Consider the following 15,799-nt stretch of genomic DNA (forward strand, 5'->3'; position numbering starts at 1 on the left):
CCGAAGCTCGAGAACAAGCAGTGGTCGCCAGTGAACGTACGGTAAACGAATGGCGAACGGCAAGTGAACGAGTGTTCCCGATTTACTCAGGGGAGCCTTAGAGCGAGCGGACCCAGTTCTCCAGGACGGTCGCGCCGGCGTCGCCGGACTTCTCGGGGTGGAACTGGGTGGCGGCGAGCGGCCCGTTCTCGACGGCAGCAACGAAACGATCTTCGCCGTACGTCGTCCAGGTGACCAGCGGCGCGACCGACTCGCGGGCGTCGTTGAGCTCCCACGTGCGGACGCCGTACGAGTGGACGAAGTAGAAGCGTTCCTTGTCGACGCCGTCGAACAACGACGTGCCAGCTGGTACGTCGATGGTGTTCCAGCCCATGTGTGGGACCGGCTGAGCGTCTGCGGGCTGGAGGCGCTCGACGACGCCGGGCCATTGCTCGCAGCCGTCGGTCTCGACGCCGTGCTCGATACCGCGGGCGAACAGGATCTGCATGCCGACGCAGATGCCGAGGACCGGACGGCTGCCGGTCAGGCGGCGGTCGACGATGACGTCGCCGCGGACCGACTTGAGGCCGGCCATGCAGGCGGCGAAGGCGCCGACGCCGGGGACCAGGAGGCCGTCGGCGTTCAGCGCTTCGTCGAAGTCCGAGGTGACGGTGACGTCGGCGCCGACGCGTTGCAGGGCTCGCTCTCCGGACCGGATGTTGCCTGATCCGTAGTCGAGCAGCACGACCTTCTTGGTCACAGGGCGCCCTTGGTGGACGGGATGCCCGGCTGCCGCGGGTCGAGCTCGGCGGCTGCCCGCAGCGCGCGGGCGAACGCCTTGAACTGGGCCTCGACGATGTGGTGCGGGTCGCGCCCGGACAGCACGCGGATGTGGATGCAGATCGCGGCGTTGAAGGCGAGCGTCTCGAAGACGTGCTGGGTCAGCGAGCCGGCGTAGTCGCCGCCAATGATCGCGTAGACCTGGCCTTCGGGCTCACCGGTGTGCACGCAGTACGGGCGGCCGGACAGGTCGACCGTGCAGTGCACGAGCGCCTCGTCGAGCGGGACGGTCGCGTCACCGAAGCGACGGATGCCGCGCTTGTCCCCCAGCGCCTCCTTCAAGGCCTGGCCGATGCCGATCGCGGTGTCCTCGACCGTGTGGTGCGCGTCGATCTCGAGGTCGCCGACCGTGTTCACGTGCAGGTCGAGCAGCGCGTGCTTGGCCAGCGCGTTGAGCATGTGGTCGTAGAAACCGACACCGGTCGAGATGTCCGCCCGGCCCGTGCCATCGAGGTTCAGGTCGACCAGGACCTTCGACTCACTCGTCTCGCGATCAACTCGCCCCGTGCGCGTCATGAGAACCTTCCCGTGTCTGCTTTGAGGATGCGTTCCAGAGAAGCACGGAACGCGGCCATCTCCTCGCTGGTACCGATCGAGACCCGCAGCCAGCCGTCCGGGCCGGTTTCGCGGATCAGGATGCCGTCGTCGAGCAGCGCCTGCCAGACCGCGTGCCGGTCGGCGAAGGTACCGAAGAGGACGAAGTTCGCGTCCGAGTCGACCGCGCGCAGACCTTGGGCGCGCAGCCAGTTGACGGTCTCGTCCCGCTCGGTCCGCAACTGCTCGACCCGGCCGAGCAGCTCGTCGGAGTGCCGCAGTGCGGCCCGGGCGACCGCCTGGGTCACCGCGGACAGGTGGTACGGCAGCCGCACGATCCGCAGCGCGTCGACCAATTGGTTGCTCGCGGCAAGGTATCCGACCCGGCCGCCGGCCAGCGCGAACGCCTTCGACATCGTCCGGGCGACCGCGAGATTCGGGTACGACGGAAGGAGCGAGAGCGCGCTCGGAGTCCCGGTACGACGGAATTCGCCGTACGCCTCGTCGACGACGAGCACCGCGCCGATCGCCGCGGTCCGGGCCGCGATCGCCTCGACGACCTGGATCGGCAACGCCGTACCGGTCGGGTTGTTCGGTGAGGCGAGCAGCACCACCGACGGGCGGTGCCGGGAGATCGCGGCGAGCGCCTTGCTCTGGTCGAGCGTGAAGTCCTCGGACCGGCGGCCGGTGACCCAGCCGGTGTTGGTGTCTCGCGCGTACTCGGGGTACATCGAGTACGTCGGCGCGAACGAGAGCGCCGTCCGGCCCGGACCACCGAAGGCCTGCAGGATGTGCAGCATGACCTCGTTGGAACCGTTGGCCGCCCAGATCTGCTCGGCGGTCAGGTGTGCGCCGGACTCCCGGCCGAGGTAGGCCGCGAGGTCGGCCCGCAGGTCCAGGAACTCGCGGCCCGGGTAGCGGTTGAGTCCACGAGCGGCGGCCGTCACCGAGGCTGCGATATCGGCAACCACAGCCTCACTCGGGGCATACGGGTTCTCGTTGACGTTCAGCAGGATCGGTACGTCGAGCTGCGGAGCGCCGTACGGTTCGAGGCTTTTCAGCTCGTCCCGGATCGGTAATCCGTCGAAGCGACTCATCAATTGGCTCCGGGGAAGCGGACGGAGACGGCTGCGCCGTGGGCGGGCAGGTCTTCGGCGTTGGCGAGGGCAACTACGTGGCGGGCGACCTCTTCGAGAGCGTCGCGCGAGTAGTTGATGACGTGCACGGCCTTCAGGAAGCTGCGCACGGACAGGCCCGACGAGTGGCAGGCGCACCCGGCGGTCGGGAGCACGTGGTTCGACCCGGCGCAGTAGTCGCCGAGCGAGACCGGCGACCAGCCGCCGACGAAGATCGCGCCGGCGTTGGTGATCCGGGCCGCACGCTCCTCGGCGTCGACGGTCTGAATCTCCAGGTGCTCAGCGGCGTACGCGTCCACAACCGCAGTTCCCTGGTCAAGATCATCGACCAGTACGACGGCCGACTGCTGACCGTCGAGTGCCTCGTTCACGCGGTCGCTGTGCTTGGTCCGAGCGACCTGGACCGGCAGCTCGGCCTCGACCGCCGCCGCGAGCGTCTCACTCGGGGTGACCAGGACTGCAGCTGCCATCGGGTCGTGCTCCGCCTGGCTGATCAGGTCGGCGGCGACGTGCTGCGCGTTGGCGGAGTCGTCGGCGAGGATCGCGATCTCGGTCGGCCCGGCCTCGGAGTCGATGCCGACCTCACTCTGGAGGAATCGCTTCGCGGCAACGACGTAGATGTTGCCGGGACCCGTGATCAGGTTGACCTTGCGGCAGCCGTCGAAGCCGTACGCGAAACCGGCGATCGCCTGCGCGCCGCCCATCGCGTAGACCTCGGTGATGCCGAGCATCGCGCAGACCGCCAGCACCGTCGGGTGCGGCAGACCCCCAAATTCCTTCTGCGGCGGCGATGCGACCGCAAGCGAAGGCACGCCGGCAACCTGAGCCGGTACGACGTTCATCACGACACTCGATGCCAGCGGGGCCCGGCCACCAGGCACGTACAGCCCGACGCGCTGAACCGGGACGAAGCGCTGCGTGACGCGACCACCCGGCGCCGGCTCGGAGGCGATGTCGGCGGTCTTCTCGTCCTCGCTGACCTCGCGAACCCGGCGGATCGACTCCTCGAACGCCGCCCGCACGGTCGGGTCGAGCTCCTCGAGCGCGGTCTTGAGCGCCGCCTCCGGCACCCGGACGTCGTCCACGTGCACATGGTCGAACTTCTCGCCGTACTCCCGAATGGCTGTCAGTCCGCGCTGGCGGACGTCCAGACAGATGGGTCGGACGACGTCGAGAGCCTTCTCGACGTCGAACACGGCTCGGGGGACGAGGGCGTTCACGTCGGCTTGGAGGTCGGACACCTCACCGGCCGCCACTCGGCCCCGCAGGTCGACGCGGCGAATCATGCGCCCAGTCTAGTGCTGACCCGCCCGGCCTCCGACCGCATATCCAACCACCGAGCCATCCAGCGGGCCGCACGCACCGTCACGCCACGTAGTGAGATGCGTTGTCCACTAGGTCATGCCTGGCATGGCCTAGGCTCATTGGTATGGACTCCCGCCTGCCGTTGCTCACTGTCGACACGGTGATCTTTCCCGGGCTGGTGCTTCCGATCCCGGTGACCGATGTCCAGGGGCGTGCGGTGATCCGCGACCTGGTCGAGAACGGCGGCGAGATGGCGTGTGGCGCGCTCGCTGTCCGTGACGGCTACGAGCTCGGCGAACGCGTCTTCCGCTCGCTCTACGGCACCGGCTGCTCGGCCACGATCTCCGAGATCCGCCTCGACGCGGACGACGACGGCCCGGTCGAGATCACGCTCACCGGCAACCGCCGGTTCAAGGTCGCCGAGCTGGACGGCGGCGGTGACTACCTGGTCGCCGACGTCGAATGGCTCGAGGAGGAGCTCGGCGAAGACCCGCTCGGCGCCGCGACCATCGCGGTCGCCCGCTTCCGCCGGTACGCCGAAGCCGTCTCCGCCATCAGCCGTCCCGGCCTCCACCTGGGCGACCTCCCGGACGACCCCAGCACCCTGTCCTACCTGATGTCCGCCGCCATGACCCTCCTGACGCCGGACCGCCAAAAGCTCCTCGAGGCCACCGACACCACCAGCCGCCTCACCCAACTCGTCGGCCACCTGGACGCCGAGCTCTCCGCCATCACCGCCCTTCCCTCCCTCCCCGCCACCGACCTCAGCTGGTCCAGCATGTCCCCCAACTGAGCCAGACCGTACGCAGCGCTACCGAAGTGAATCCCGGGGCGGTATGGTTTTGGTATGAGTAAGCAGATTACGGTGCGGTTGCCGGACGAGCTGGTGGAGTTCATGGACCAGTTGGTGGCGACGGACAAGGCGACCAGCCGGGCCTCGGTAGTGGCTCGGGCGATGGAGCGTGAGCGGCGGCGGGAGCTGGCGACGCGCGATCTGGCGATTCTGGCGGAGTACGGCGAGGATCCCGAGCTCGAGGGACTGGCGTCGGCCGTGTCCGGGACCGCGTTGAACGACCTCGACTGAGATGCGGCCGCTGCACATCGCCCGGCTGGACAAGCCGCGGCCGGTGGTTGTGCTCACGCGCGAACTGATCCGCCCGCGCCTGACCAATGTCACCGTCGCACCGATCACCAGCACGATCCGTGGGCTCTCCACCGAGGTGCTGGTCGGCCCGCAGAACGGGCTCGACCACCCCAGCGCGATCTCCTGCGACAACATCCAGACCATCCCGAAGTCCCAGCTCGGCCGCCTGATCGGCTACCTGCACCCCGACCAGGAGCCGGCCCTCGCCGAGGCGATCAGCCTGGCCTACGACCTGGAGATCTAGGCCTTGGCCGCGAGCGGTCGCCAAGCGTCCCACGTCTCCAGGCGCTGCCGATAGGCGGCCTCGATCACCGGATACGGGTACTCCCCCAGGAACAGCCGCAGCGGCGGCTCCTCGGTGTCGACCAGTTCGAGAATGACGTCCGCGGTCGCCTGCGGATCCTGGGGAGCGCGCGCCGTGGCACCGGCCCGCCGCGCCTCACGAATGACCTCGTACGCCGGAATCGGTGCAGCGTGGTCCGCCGAGACACCCGACCAGTCGGTCCCATAAGGCCCGGGCTCGACGATCGTGACGCGAATGCCGAGCGGCCCGACCTCCTGAGCAAGCGCCTCACTCAAACCCTCAAGCCCCCACTTGGACGCGTTGTACAGCCCAAGCGTCGGGAACGCGGCGAGCCCTCCGACGCTGGACACCTGCAGGATGTGCCCACTCCCCTGGGCCCGCAGGAACGGCAACACAGCCTGCGTCACCCACAACGGCCCGAGCAGGTTGACCTCGAGCTGCGCGCGAGCCTGCTCCTCACTGATCTCCTCGACCATCCCGAACAGGCCGTACCCCGCATTGTTCACGACTACGTCCAGCCGGCCAAAAGCAGCAACCGCCTCCTGTACGGCGATTGCCACGCCACCCCGATCGGTGACGTCGAGGCGGATCGGCAGCACGCGTTCGCCGTACTGGTCGACGAGCGGTTTCAAGGACTCGACGGTGCGAGCCGTGGCGGCGACGCGGTCGCCGCGGGACAGGGCGGCGCTCGCCCAGATCCGGCCGAAGCCGCGGGACGCGCCGGTGATGAACCAGGTCTTTGTCATGTCTCGACCCTCTGACTTTGGCCGTGAGGCAACCAGCACCCCGCCAGGGTTACCCTTCGAAGGTGGCCGCCGAGAACGTGCTGGGAGAGTTCCTGAAGGCCCGGCGGGCCCGGGTCCCGGCCGCTCGCGCCGATCTCCCCACGTCGACCAGGCGCCGGGTCGCGGGGCTCCGCCGCGACGAGTTGGCCCGGTTGGCAGGGATCAGCGAGCCCTATCTGACCCGCCTGGAACAAGGCGTCGATCAGAATCCGTCGCCGCAGGTGCTGCGGTCGCTCGCGCGCGCCTTGGAGCTGGACGCCGACACCTCGACGTACCTGTACTCACTCGCGAACCCGGACCCCGAGCGGCGGCCCGAGACCGCAGTCTCCGAGGACGTCCACCAACTGCTCGACATGTGGTCGCACACTCCGGCATACGTGCGGAACCGGCGCTTCGACGTACTGGCTGCCAACAAATGGGCTCGCGCGCTCGCACCGATGTACGAGCCCGGGCACAACCTGGCTCGCGACATGTTTCTCGACCCGACAACCCGAGACCTGTTCCCGGACTGGCCGCTGATCGCCGCCCAGACCGCAGCCGCCCTGCGCGCCGAGGCGGATCCGCGCGACGCGAGAACCGCCCAGCTCATCGCCGATCTGGAGACGGACGCCGACTTCCGCGCCCTGTGGGCGCAACACGACGCGAGGCCGTCCCGTGACGAGCTCAAGCGCTTCGCGCATCCGGTCGTCGGTGACCTCGCCGTACGGCGTCAGGCTCTGACGGTCGGCGGCTCCGAGGACCAGGTGATCATCGTCTACCAGGCCGCTCCCGGCAGCTCGTCGGAAGCGGCACTGGCCCGGCTGGTCTAACCCAGCTTCGAGACGTCCCGTACGGCGCCCTTGTCCGCGCTGGTCGCCATCGCGGCGTACGCGCGCAGTGCTTGGGAGACCTTGCGCTCGCGGGCCTTGGGGGCGTAGACGCCGTTCAATCCTGTACGGCGGACCTCCAGCTCGGCGTCGTCGACCAGCAGCTCGATCGAGCGGTTCGGGATGTCGATGCGGATCTGGTCGCCGTCCTGGACGAGCGCGATCGTGCCACCCGAGGCGGCCTCCGGTGATGCGTGCCCGATGGACAGACCCGACGTACCGCCGGAGAACCGGCCGTCGGTGACGAGGGCGCAGACCTTACCCAGGCCGCGGCCCTTCAGGAAGGAGGTCGGGTACAGCATCTCCTGCATCCCCGGCCCGCCCTTCGGACCCTCGTAGCGGATCACCACGACGTCACCCGGCTGCACCTTCTTGGCCAGGATCTTCTCGACCGCTTCCTCCTGCGACTCACACACCACCGCAGGACCCTGGAACGTCCAGATCGACTCGTCCACGCCGGCCGTCTTCACGACGCAGCCGTCGACGGCCAGGTTGCCCTTGAGCACCGCCAGCCCGCCATCGGCAGAGTAGGCGTGCTCGAAGTCGCGGATGCACCCACCGGCAGCGTCGGTGTCCAGCGTCTCCCAACGCTCCGACTGCGAGAACGCCGTCGCGGACCGCTTGCAGCCGGGCGCTGCGTGCCACAGCTCGACCGCCTCGGCGGATGGCGAACCGCTGCGCACATCCCAGTTCTTCAGCCAGTCACCGATCGATGCGCTGTGCACGGTGTGGATGTCCTCGTTCAGCAGGCCGGCCCGGTACAGCTCGCCCAGGATCGCGGGGATGCCGCCGGCGCGGTGCACATCCTCCATGTAGTACGTGCCGCCGGGAGCGACGTTCGGCGCGACCTTCGCCAAGCAGGGCACGCGGCGCGAGACGGCGTTGATGTCGTCCAGGTCGAAGTCGACCTCGGCTTCCTGGGCCGCGGCGAGCAGGTGCAGGATCGTGTTCGTCGAACCGCCCATCGCGATGTCGAGCGCCATCGCGTTCTCGAACGCGGCCCGCGACGCGACGGTCCGCGGCAGCACCGTGTCGTCGTCGGTGTCGTAGTACCGCTTGGTGATCTCGACGACCGTCCGGCCGGCGTTCTCGTACAGCGCCTTGCGGGCGGTGTGCGTGGCCAGCACCGAGCCGTTGCCGGGCAGCGACAGGCCGATCGCCTCGGTCAGGCAGTTCATCGAGTTCGCGGTGAACATGCCCGAGCACGAACCGCAGGTCGGGCAGGCGTTCTCCTCGATCCGCTGGATGTCCTCGTCGGAGACGTTCTCGTTGACGGCCTCGGACATCGCGTCGATCAGGTCCAGCTTGCGCACGGTCCCGTCGACCAGCGTGGCCCGGCCGGCCTCCATCGGGCCACCGGAGACGAACACGGTCGGGATGTTCAGCCGGAGCGCGGCCATCAGCATGCCCGGGGTGATCTTGTCGCAGTTCGAGATGCAGACCAGCGCGTCCGCGCAGTGCGCCTCGACCATGTACTCGACCGAGTCCGCGATCAGGTCGCGCGAGGGCAGGCTGTAGAGCATGCCGCCGTGGCCCATCGCGATCCCGTCGTCGACGGCGATCGTGTTGAACTCGCGCGCGATCCCGCCGGCCTGCTTGATCGCCTCGGACACGATCCGGCCGACCGGGGCGAGGTGGGTGTGCCCGGGGACGAACTCGGTGAAGCTGTTCGCCACCGCGACGATCGGTTTGCCGAAGTCTCCCCGATCGACGCCGGAGGCCATCATGAGGGCGCGGGCGCCCGCCATGTTGCGGCCGTGGGTGACGGTACGGGACCTCAGATCAGGCACGTCAATCTCCAGAACTCGAGCTGCGAACGGCTCCGTCCATGGTGCCACTCGCGTCCCGAATGCCGAAACGGCGGTCCCGTATGACGGATTCCCGGGCCTACGTATCGTGGTGGACATGGACGACTCCGAGCTGGTGCGGGCCGCACAGTCCGGTGCGATCGGTGCCCTCGGCACCCTGCTCACCCGGCATCGTCCCGGGATGACCGCGGTGGCGGTCTCGGTCCTGGGCGCCGGCCCGGACGCGGAGGACGCCGTACAGGACGCAACGACCACCGCGCTCGCCCGGATCGGCGATGTCCGGGATCCGGCCGCGATCGGGCCGTGGCTCCGGCAGGTCGTCCGGAATGCTTGCCGCACGCAACTGCGCACCCGGCGCGCGCTCCCCCTCGACGACCACCTGTACGACGCTCTGCCGTCCACCGAGCCGGATCCCGCCGTACTGCTGGAGCAGCACGCGAACCGGGACTGGGTATGGCGTGCACTGGAAGACCTCTCGCCGCCCCTGCGGTTGGTGATGATGCTGCGGCATTTCAGCGGCGTCACGACGTACGAGGACATCGCTACTGCTTGCGGCGTCCCAGTTGGCACGGTGCGCAGTCGGCTCGCAAAGGCTCGCGGTCAGCTGAGCGCCCGTCTGCTGGCGACCGCCGACGACCCGTACGGCGACGTGGCCGCCCAGACCGCCGTACGACGACGCGAGGTCGAGGAGGTGCTGGACGGGGCCGCGCGCGGCACGCTGAACGACGTACTGGCGGCGTACTGGCGTCCGGATGCCAAGTACAGCTGGTCCGGCGGTGGCGGCGACACGACGTCCTTCCTCCGCGCGATGTACCAGGACATTGAAGACGGCGTCCGCGGCCGGGTGACGAACGTCCTCTCCAGCCGAGACGTCGCTGTGTGCGAGATCGACCTGACCAGCCCACCCGAGGACCCGTTCCACTGCCCGCCTGCCGTGGTCTGGATCCAGCATCTGCAGGCAGGCCGGACGAGCAGCCTGCACCTCTTCCACCCGCGCCGGAGTGCGCAGGCCGTCCCGGCGTGACTCAGGTCACTGCCAATCCAGTGAACTCCAGAGTCGCTGCAGCATCCTGTCTGTGTGAGCAACCAAGACGATCAACTCGCACGCTTCGGTCTCGCCGCTGAGGCCCGGACCGCGGTCAAGGCCTGGGTCGACGGCGCACAGATCCTGTCCCTCGTGACAGCGCTGCGGGACAAGGGCTGGACGACGTACCTGACCGAACCGCGCACGCTCGACGCGCTGACCGCGTTCTCGGGTCTGCCGCCGGAGCGCGTTGCCGACCTCGTGACCGTGCTCGAGGCGCATGGTGTCGTGACGTCTGGCGAGACAGTTCGGCTAACCGACTCGTTCGCGGCGCTGACGGCTGACGACGCCTACGTCGGTCTGGACGACGTACTCGACCAGGCGGAGCTGCTGACCCGGACGGTCCGGGCGGCCGCCGAGGACCCGGGCCCGCTGCCGCTGTCCGAGGCGGATGCGCTGGTCACCGCGCGGGCCACCGGCGGCAAGGCCAGCCCGGTCACCGAGGCGCTGTACAACAAGCTGTTCCTCCCCCAGATCCCCGAACTGCCGGAGCTGATCCACACCGACCGCTTCCTGGACGTCGGCTGTGGTGTCGCGGGGGCGACGACGACGCTGGCCGGGATGTTCCCCGATCTGCGCGGTACGGCGATCGAGCTGATCCCGACCGTGGCTGCGGAGACTCAGCGCCGCATCGACGCACTCGGCGTCGGCGATCGGGTCGACCTCAAGGTGATGGACGCGCGCGACTTCGACGAGAAGGACGCGTTCGGAGCCGCCTTCTGGGCCCAGCCGTTCTTCCCGGCGCCGACCCGTCAGGCCACGCTCGAAATGATCCTGCGCGCGCTCCGGCCCGGCGGGATTCTCTTCGTGCAGGAGATGGAGCCGACGCCGGACGACGCCGGACGCCCGTCGTACACGCTGCGCAAGCTGGTCGCTCAGGGCTGGGGCGTCCCGTTCGGGCCGACCGCCGAGGACCTAGCCGACGAGGCCGTCGCGGTCGGCTTCGAACTGGTCCGAGTGGCGCAGACCGACTTCGGCCGCATGGTTCTTGTCCGTAGGCCGATCTAGTGCCCCGCGTTAGAAGTTGTTTGAGTGATTGCGGCGTCCAGGTGCGTGCATCGGGGTGCCGGAGGAGCGGCCTCGATGCTTTTCCATCGTGGCTGTTCCTCCGGTGCCGCGAGGTGCGTGCCTGGGCGTCGCAAGCGCCAAAGAACTTCTGACGCGGGGCACTACATTGGTGGCATGGGAGGGTTCACGCATGTTCATCGTGTGGTGCACCCTGCCTTGCGCCCGTTTGTCGGTGATCTGAGCGGTTACGCGTACGACGGCGAGCCGCCGGCGCTGCATCGCGGTCTGCCGTCGCAGTACCTGACACTCGTGATCACGATGGACGAACCGCTCGGGATCACCTGGCCGGGTCAGCCTCCCGGGAAGTACGACGCGGGAGTCGGCGGGCTGCATTCGCGGGCGGTGCATGTCGGTGGGTCGCCGAGCCGGGCCGGCGTGCAGCTCGCGCTCACGCCGGCTGGGTCTCGCGCGCTGCTCGGGCTGCCGCCGGGTGAGATCGCTTGGCGTGTGATCGAGCTCGACGAGTTCATCGGTCCGTCGGCACACGTGTTGGTGGAGCAGTTGCGGGAGGCCAGCAGCTGGGAGTCGCGGTTCGAGCTGCTGGAATCCGCGTTGCTGCGGCGATGGGCCGCCTCCCCGGCGTCCGCCGTACGGGATGAGGTGGATTGGGTTTGGCGGCGGTTGCGGTCGTCGCATGGTGCGGTGAGGGTTCAGGAGCTGGCCGCTGAGGTCGGGTGGAGTCGGCGGCACCTGACGGATCGGTTCACCACAGAGTTCGGGCTGGCGCCAAAGGTGGCGGCGCGGGTGCTGCGTTTCGAGCAGGCGGTCCAGCGGGTGCGGCGACAGCCGACGGTGCGGCTCGCGGACCTGGCCGCCGACCTCGGGTACGCCGATCAGGCGCACCTGACCCGGGAGTGGCAGGCGATCGCCGGGTGCTCGCCGCGGCAGTGGATCGCCGAGGAGCTCCCAAACGTTCAAGACCAGACGGGCCTGGTGAGCGCAGAGTCAGGCGTATGACATCTCTGACGAAGACAGTCGGCGTCTGGCCGACACTGGTGTACCTGAACGGCCAAGCGGCACTGCAGTTCCTCACCGACGGCCTGGGCTTCGAGCTGGTCGCGTCGTACCCGGGCGCGGCCGAGGGTTCGGTCGCGCATGCCGAGCTGACCTGGCCGGCGGGTGGCGGCGTGATGGTGAGCTCGACCGACGCGCAGTCCGAGCCGAACGAGTTCACGCTGCTCGCGGACCAGGCTCAGTCGGTGTATCTCGTCCACGACGACCCCGACGCGTTGATCGGACGAGCGATCGGCGCCGGAGCGATCGTCGTACGGGGTCTGCAGGACAGTGACTACGGATCCCGGGGCTTCACCGTCCGGGATCCGGAGGGGAATCTGTGGAGTATCGGAACTTATGCGGGCGAGTAAAGGTTTTTCGGCGATTCGGGCTCGGAGAGCTGCCTAGAATCGCGGGGTGACGGATTCACCTGACTCTCTGCCGAGCGAAGCTCTTGATGTCCTGCGCCGTGTCTTCGGGTACGACGCTTTCCGCGGCGAGCAGGGCGACATCATCGACACCGTGATCGGCGGCGGCGACGCGCTCGTGCTGATGCCGACCGGTGGCGGCAAGTCACTGTGCTACCAGATTCCCTCCCTGGTGCGGTCCGGCGTCGGCGTGGTGATCTCGCCGCTGATCGCGCTGATGCAGGACCAGGTCGACGCGCTGACAGCGCTCGGCGTCCGGGCGGGATTCCTGAACTCCACGCAGGACTACGAGCAGCGGCGTGAGGTCGAGCAGGCGTTCCTGGCCGGTGAGCTGGATCTGCTCTACCTCGCGCCCGAGCGGTTGCGCGTCGAGGCAACCGTGCGGCTGCTCGACCAGGGCAAGATCGCGCTGTTCGCGATCGACGAGGCGCACTGTGTGTCGCAGTGGGGCCACGACTTCCGGCCCGACTACCTGATGCTGTCGGAGCTGCACGAGCGCTGGCCCGACGTACCGCGGATCGCTTTGACCGCGACGGCGACCGAGGCGACCCACCAGGAGATCGCGACCCGGCTGAACCTGACGGACGCCAAGCACTTCGTCGCGAGCTTCGACCGGCCGAACATCCAGTACCGGATCGTGCCGAAGGACAACCCACAGCGGCAACTGCTCGACCTGCTGCGCACCGAGCACGCCGGTGACGCGGGCATCGTCTACTGCCTGTCCCGCAACAGCGTCGAGAAGACCGCGGCCTTCCTGACCCAGAACGGGATCGAGGCCGTCCCGTACCACGCGGGTCTCGACAGCCGGGTCCGCTCCAGGAACCAATCCCGCTTCCTGCGCGAGGACGGTCTGGTGGTGGTCGCGACGATCGCGTTCGGGATGGGGATCGACAAGCCGGATGTCCGGTTCGTCGCCCACCTCGATCTGCCGAAGTCCGTCGAGGGCTACTACCAGGAGACCGGTCGCGCCGGTCGTGACGGACTCCCGTCGACCGCCTGGCTCGCCTACGGCCTGCAGGACGTCGTCCAGCAACGCAAGATGATCGACACCTCCGAAGGCGATCTCGCGCACCGGCGCCGGCTGAGCGCGCACCTCGACGCGATGCTCGCGTTGTGCGAGACCGTGCAGTGCCGTCGTTCCCAGCTACTCGCGTACTTCGGTCAGCACGGCGACTCCTGCAACAACTGCGACACCTGCCTGACGCCGCCGGAGTCCTGGGACGGCACGATCCCCGCGCAGAAGCTGCTCTCGACGGTCTACCGCCTGCAGCACGAGCGCGGCCAGAAGTTCGGCGCCGGTCAGGTGATCGACATCCTGCTCGGCAAGGAGACCGAGAAGGTCAAACAGTTCCGCCACGAACAACTATCGGTCTTCGGCATCGGCACCGAACTCAAGGACACCGAGTGGCGCGGCGTCATCCGCCAACTCCTCGCCCTGCGCCTGCTCACCGTCGAAGGCGACTACGGCACCCTCGTCCTCACCGACGACAGCGCCGAGGTCCTCGGCCGCCGCCGCGACGTGATGATGCGCCGCGAACCCGAGCGCACCAAGTCCAAGTCCCGCTCCAGCGGCGGCAAGAAGTCGCCCGCCGCCGACCTCCCCGCCGAACTGGTCCCCGTCTTCGAGCGCCTCCGTACCTGGCGCGCCGCCGTCGCGAAAGAGCAGGGCGTCCCCGCCTACGTCATCTTCCACGACGCCACCCTCCGCCAGATCGCCATCGACCTGCCGACCAGCCTGTCCGCCCTCGGCACCATCAGCGGCATCGGCGAGAACAAACTCGCCAAGTACGGCGAAGGAGTCCTGGAAGCCCTCGCCGAGGAGTAGATGTCGATTCGGCGTGCTCCTGTTCGACGAGTAGTCGAATGCTCGGGAAGGAGCACCCAGATGTCCAACTCAGTGCTGTTGATGTCGATGTCGCTCGACGGGTTCATCGCCGGCCCCAACGATGTTCCCGGGAATCCCGGTGGGGACGAGTTCATGCGTCTGCACGACTGGTACCAGCAGGCCGACGGCAGCTTCGGCCGTCCGATCGGGCCGGCGGGCGAGATCTGGGACGAGGTCCACTCCAGTGGTGCCGTCTTCGTTGGCCGTCGTACCGCCGAGCAGGTCGACTACTACGGCGGGACGCATCACGGCGTACCGCTGTTCGTCCTCACTCGTCGCGCGCCCGATCCGCGCTTCCCCCAGGTCCATTTCGTGACCGACGTGGCCGAAGGAATGGCCGCCGCCAAAGCCGCCGCCGGTGACCGCGACGTCCTGGTTCACGGCGCGTCCGCGGCCCGCGCAGCATTGGAGGCTGGGGTCCTCGACGAGCTTCAGGTCGATCAGATCCCAGTCCTGCTTGGCGAAGGCCGCCGCCTCTTCGACGTCCTCCCCCACCGCATCGAGCTCGAGGTCGCCCGGGTCATCGACACGCCCGCAGCCACGCACATCCGCTATCGAGTCGTCAGGTGAGCAGCGGCTGCAGTGCCGTCAGGAAATTCGCCATCGTGTCGTCGACGCGTTTGTTGCCTTCGGCAAGGAGGAGAGCGACGACGAGGTGCCGGTCCGGGAAGACCAGCAGCAGGCTGTTGTGGTCGGACGATTCGCCACGGTGGCCGTAGGACAGACCAGGTGGGAACTGGCGAGAGAAGAGCATCGTGCCGAGGCCGTACCGACCGTCACCGGCAATCATTTGGGCGACCAGGCCCGGTGGGAGTACGTGGCCGAAGTACAACTGTGCGCCCCAGCGCGCGATGGTCGGAGCGTCGGCGGCCAAGCCTGCGTTCGCGGCGGAGAGGCTGGCAATGGCTCGGCAGGGAAGGTAGCCGTCGGGTGGGCCGCAGACGGGATTGATGTCCTGGGCAGCTGGGGGTTGGGGCTTCTCGGCGTCTTGGAAGGCTGCGTGTTGCAGGCCGGCCGGGGCGGCTAGGTCGCGACGGAGGACCGTGGCGAGCGGTTGGCCGGTGACGTTCTCGATGAGAAGTCCGAGCAGGACGTAGCTGGGGTTGCTGTAGTTGAAGGTGCCCGGTGGGCCGACCGGAGCGGTGGCATAGCCGAGCGCCTGTTCCGGGGTCCAGTGTTTGGTGGGCGCCGCCTTGATCACCGTGTCGAGTCGGGCGTAGTCGTCGCCGAGGTAGTCCGGGACGCCGGACGTCATCGACAGATGCTGGCGGACGGTGGCACCGTTCGCGGTCAGCTTGTTCTTCACGTACGTCGAGATCGGCGCATCGAGGTCGACCTTGCCGGCCTTGACCAGCAGCATCACCTCGGCGGCCACGAAGGTCTTGGTGATGCTGGCGACGCCCATCGCGGTCGTCGGCTGGAGCGGCGTACCGACGGCGTCCTTTCCGGCAGCGCCGGACCAGGTCCACTGGTCGGTGATCACGCTGGCGGTGACTCCGCGGGCACCCGACTCGAGAGCCTGGTCGGCGACGATCTTGTCGAGCGCGGCCTGCAGGACAGCTGCCCGGTCGGGAGCGTTGGTGCAACCGGTCACTGCCACCAGCAGGATGGCGACCAGCCCGCAGAGCCTCATCGTTCGA

At 68.5% G+C, this 15,799-nt stretch carries 17 protein-coding genes; 10 read left to right on the forward strand and 7 right to left on the reverse strand.

Annotated features, from left to right (window positions below; translation table 11 throughout):
• Window positions 1–97 precede the first annotated feature (97 nt).
• The 4 genes from hisH to hisD are packed head-to-tail and all read right to left on the reverse strand — an operon-like array spanning window position 98 to window position 3,775.
• A complete protein-coding gene (gene hisH, locus ACFVWG_RS05970; RefSeq protein ID WP_391542018.1) occupies window positions 98–739 on the reverse strand; it encodes an imidazole glycerol phosphate synthase subunit HisH in 642 nt (213 codons plus the stop codon).
• Window positions 736–1,335: an imidazoleglycerol-phosphate dehydratase HisB gene (hisB, locus tag ACFVWG_RS05975; protein ID WP_391542019.1), complete on the reverse strand. Its 600-nt coding sequence runs from the start codon at window positions 1,333–1,335 to the stop codon at window positions 736–738. Before hisB ends, hisH begins: the two co-directional genes overlap by 4 nt.
• The gene (locus tag ACFVWG_RS05980; protein ID WP_391542020.1) at window positions 1,332–2,450 is read right to left on the reverse strand and encodes a histidinol-phosphate transaminase; all 1,119 of its coding nucleotides are present in this window, start codon (window positions 2,448–2,450) and stop codon (window positions 1,332–1,334) included. The genes hisB and ACFVWG_RS05980 overlap by 4 nt, the downstream gene beginning before the upstream one ends.
• Complete coding sequence (gene hisD / locus ACFVWG_RS05985; protein ID WP_391542021.1) at window positions 2,450–3,775, reverse strand: histidinol dehydrogenase; 1,326 nt, start codon at window positions 3,773–3,775, stop codon at window positions 2,450–2,452. Before hisD ends, ACFVWG_RS05980 begins: the two co-directional genes overlap by 1 nt.
• 143 nt (window positions 3,776–3,918) lie before the next feature.
• Here hisD and ACFVWG_RS05990 point away from each other — a divergent pair, with 143 nt between their 5' ends.
• From ACFVWG_RS05990 to ACFVWG_RS06000, 3 genes are read left to right on the forward strand one after another with little or no spacing between them, the layout of a single operon-like run.
• The gene (locus ACFVWG_RS05990; protein WP_391542022.1) at window positions 3,919–4,587 is read left to right on the forward strand and encodes an LON peptidase substrate-binding domain-containing protein; all 669 of its coding nucleotides are present in this window, start codon (window positions 3,919–3,921) and stop codon (window positions 4,585–4,587) included.
• A 54-nt stretch (window positions 4,588–4,641) separates the two neighbouring features.
• Complete coding sequence (locus ACFVWG_RS05995) at window positions 4,642–4,878, forward strand: YlcI/YnfO family protein (protein ID WP_132166687.1); 237 nt, start codon at window positions 4,642–4,644, stop codon at window positions 4,876–4,878.
• A 1-nt stretch (window position 4,879) separates the two neighbouring features.
• The gene (locus ACFVWG_RS06000) at window positions 4,880–5,182 is read left to right on the forward strand and encodes a type II toxin-antitoxin system PemK/MazF family toxin (protein ID WP_391542023.1); all 303 of its coding nucleotides are present in this window, start codon (window positions 4,880–4,882) and stop codon (window positions 5,180–5,182) included.
• Here ACFVWG_RS06000 and ACFVWG_RS06005 read toward each other — a convergent pair.
• On the reverse strand, window positions 5,179–5,988 hold the full coding sequence (locus ACFVWG_RS06005; RefSeq protein WP_391542024.1) for an SDR family NAD(P)-dependent oxidoreductase: 810 nt from the start codon (window positions 5,986–5,988) through the stop codon (window positions 5,179–5,181). The genes ACFVWG_RS06000 and ACFVWG_RS06005 overlap by 4 nt on opposite strands.
• Window positions 5,989–6,050: 62 nt before the next feature.
• Here ACFVWG_RS06005 and ACFVWG_RS06010 point away from each other — a divergent pair, with 62 nt between their 5' ends.
• Window positions 6,051–6,836 carry a helix-turn-helix domain-containing protein gene (locus ACFVWG_RS06010; protein WP_391542025.1) on the forward strand — a complete coding sequence of 262 codons (786 nt, stop codon included), beginning with the start codon at window positions 6,051–6,053 and terminating at the stop codon, window positions 6,834–6,836.
• Here ACFVWG_RS06010 and ilvD read toward each other — a convergent pair.
• The gene (gene ilvD, locus ACFVWG_RS06015; RefSeq protein WP_391542026.1) at window positions 6,833–8,683 is read right to left on the reverse strand and encodes a dihydroxy-acid dehydratase; all 1,851 of its coding nucleotides are present in this window, start codon (window positions 8,681–8,683) and stop codon (window positions 6,833–6,835) included. The two genes, ACFVWG_RS06010 and ilvD, sit on opposite strands and share 4 nt — an antisense overlap.
• Window positions 8,684–8,798: 115 nt before the next feature.
• On the opposite strand from ilvD, the gene ACFVWG_RS06020 reads away from it, so the two are divergent.
• The 6 genes from ACFVWG_RS06020 to ACFVWG_RS06045 all read left to right on the forward strand — a co-directional run bounded on the left by ACFVWG_RS06020 (window position 8,799) and on the right by ACFVWG_RS06045 (window position 14,729).
• A complete protein-coding gene (locus tag ACFVWG_RS06020; protein ID WP_391542027.1) occupies window positions 8,799–9,725 on the forward strand; it encodes an RNA polymerase sigma factor in 927 nt (308 codons plus the stop codon).
• A 54-nt stretch (window positions 9,726–9,779) separates the two neighbouring features.
• On the forward strand, window positions 9,780–10,793 hold the full coding sequence (locus ACFVWG_RS06025) for an SAM-dependent methyltransferase (protein WP_391542028.1): 1,014 nt from the start codon (window positions 9,780–9,782) through the stop codon (window positions 10,791–10,793).
• A gap of 174 nt (window positions 10,794–10,967) precedes the next feature.
• Window positions 10,968–11,810 (forward strand): helix-turn-helix domain-containing protein, encoded by an 843-nt coding sequence (locus tag ACFVWG_RS06030; protein WP_391542029.1) that lies wholly within the window; start codon window positions 10,968–10,970, stop codon window positions 11,808–11,810.
• Entirely contained in the window at window positions 11,807–12,217 is a 411-nt protein-coding gene (locus tag ACFVWG_RS06035) for a VOC family protein (RefSeq protein WP_391542030.1), read from the forward strand. The genes ACFVWG_RS06030 and ACFVWG_RS06035 overlap by 4 nt, the downstream gene beginning before the upstream one ends.
• Before the next feature lie 46 nt (window positions 12,218–12,263).
• Window positions 12,264–14,099: a DNA helicase RecQ gene (gene recQ, locus ACFVWG_RS06040; RefSeq protein WP_391542031.1), complete on the forward strand. Its 1,836-nt coding sequence runs from the start codon at window positions 12,264–12,266 to the stop codon at window positions 14,097–14,099.
• A 60-nt stretch (window positions 14,100–14,159) separates the two neighbouring features.
• The gene (locus ACFVWG_RS06045; RefSeq protein ID WP_391542032.1) at window positions 14,160–14,729 is read left to right on the forward strand and encodes a dihydrofolate reductase family protein; all 570 of its coding nucleotides are present in this window, start codon (window positions 14,160–14,162) and stop codon (window positions 14,727–14,729) included.
• Here the strand turns inward: ACFVWG_RS06045 and ACFVWG_RS06050 are convergent.
• Window positions 14,722–15,792 carry a serine hydrolase domain-containing protein gene (locus tag ACFVWG_RS06050; protein WP_391542033.1) on the reverse strand — a complete coding sequence of 357 codons (1,071 nt, stop codon included), beginning with the start codon at window positions 15,790–15,792 and terminating at the stop codon, window positions 14,722–14,724. The two genes, ACFVWG_RS06045 and ACFVWG_RS06050, sit on opposite strands and share 8 nt — an antisense overlap.
• Window positions 15,793–15,799: the final 7 nt, after the last annotated feature.

It is taken from the genome of Kribbella sp. NPDC058245, from assembly GCF_042882005.1.
In the GTDB taxonomy this organism is placed as follows: Bacteria; Actinomycetota; Actinomycetes; order Propionibacteriales; family Kribbellaceae; genus Kribbella.

Coding starts and splice junctions, on each gene's coding strand:
- hisB (WP_391542019.1), bottom strand. CDS start 1,335: ATGACGCGCACGGGGCGAGTTGATCGCGAGACGAGTGAGTCGAAGGTC.
- ACFVWG_RS05980 (WP_391542020.1), bottom strand. CDS start 2,450: ATGAGTCGCTTCGACGGATTACCGATCCGGGACGAGCTGAAAAGCCTC.
- hisD (WP_391542021.1), bottom strand. CDS start 3,775: ATGATTCGCCGCGTCGACCTGCGGGGCCGAGTGGCGGCCGGTGAGGTG.
- ACFVWG_RS05990 (WP_391542022.1), top strand. CDS start 3,919: ATGGACTCCCGCCTGCCGTTGCTCACTGTCGACACGGTGATCTTTCCC.
- ACFVWG_RS05995 (WP_132166687.1), top strand. CDS start 4,642: ATGAGTAAGCAGATTACGGTGCGGTTGCCGGACGAGCTGGTGGAGTTC.
- ACFVWG_RS06000 (WP_391542023.1), top strand. CDS start 4,880: ATGCGGCCGCTGCACATCGCCCGGCTGGACAAGCCGCGGCCGGTGGTT.
- ACFVWG_RS06005 (WP_391542024.1), bottom strand. CDS start 5,988: ATGACAAAGACCTGGTTCATCACCGGCGCGTCCCGCGGCTTCGGCCGG.
- ACFVWG_RS06020 (WP_391542027.1), top strand. CDS start 8,799: ATGGACGACTCCGAGCTGGTGCGGGCCGCACAGTCCGGTGCGATCGGT.
- ACFVWG_RS06030 (WP_391542029.1), top strand. CDS start 10,968: ATGGGAGGGTTCACGCATGTTCATCGTGTGGTGCACCCTGCCTTGCGC.
- ACFVWG_RS06035 (WP_391542030.1), top strand. CDS start 11,807: ATGACATCTCTGACGAAGACAGTCGGCGTCTGGCCGACACTGGTGTAC.
- ACFVWG_RS06045 (WP_391542032.1), top strand. CDS start 14,160: ATGTCCAACTCAGTGCTGTTGATGTCGATGTCGCTCGACGGGTTCATC.
- ACFVWG_RS06050 (WP_391542033.1), bottom strand. CDS start 15,792: ATGAGGCTCTGCGGGCTGGTCGCCATCCTGCTGGTGGCAGTGACCGGT.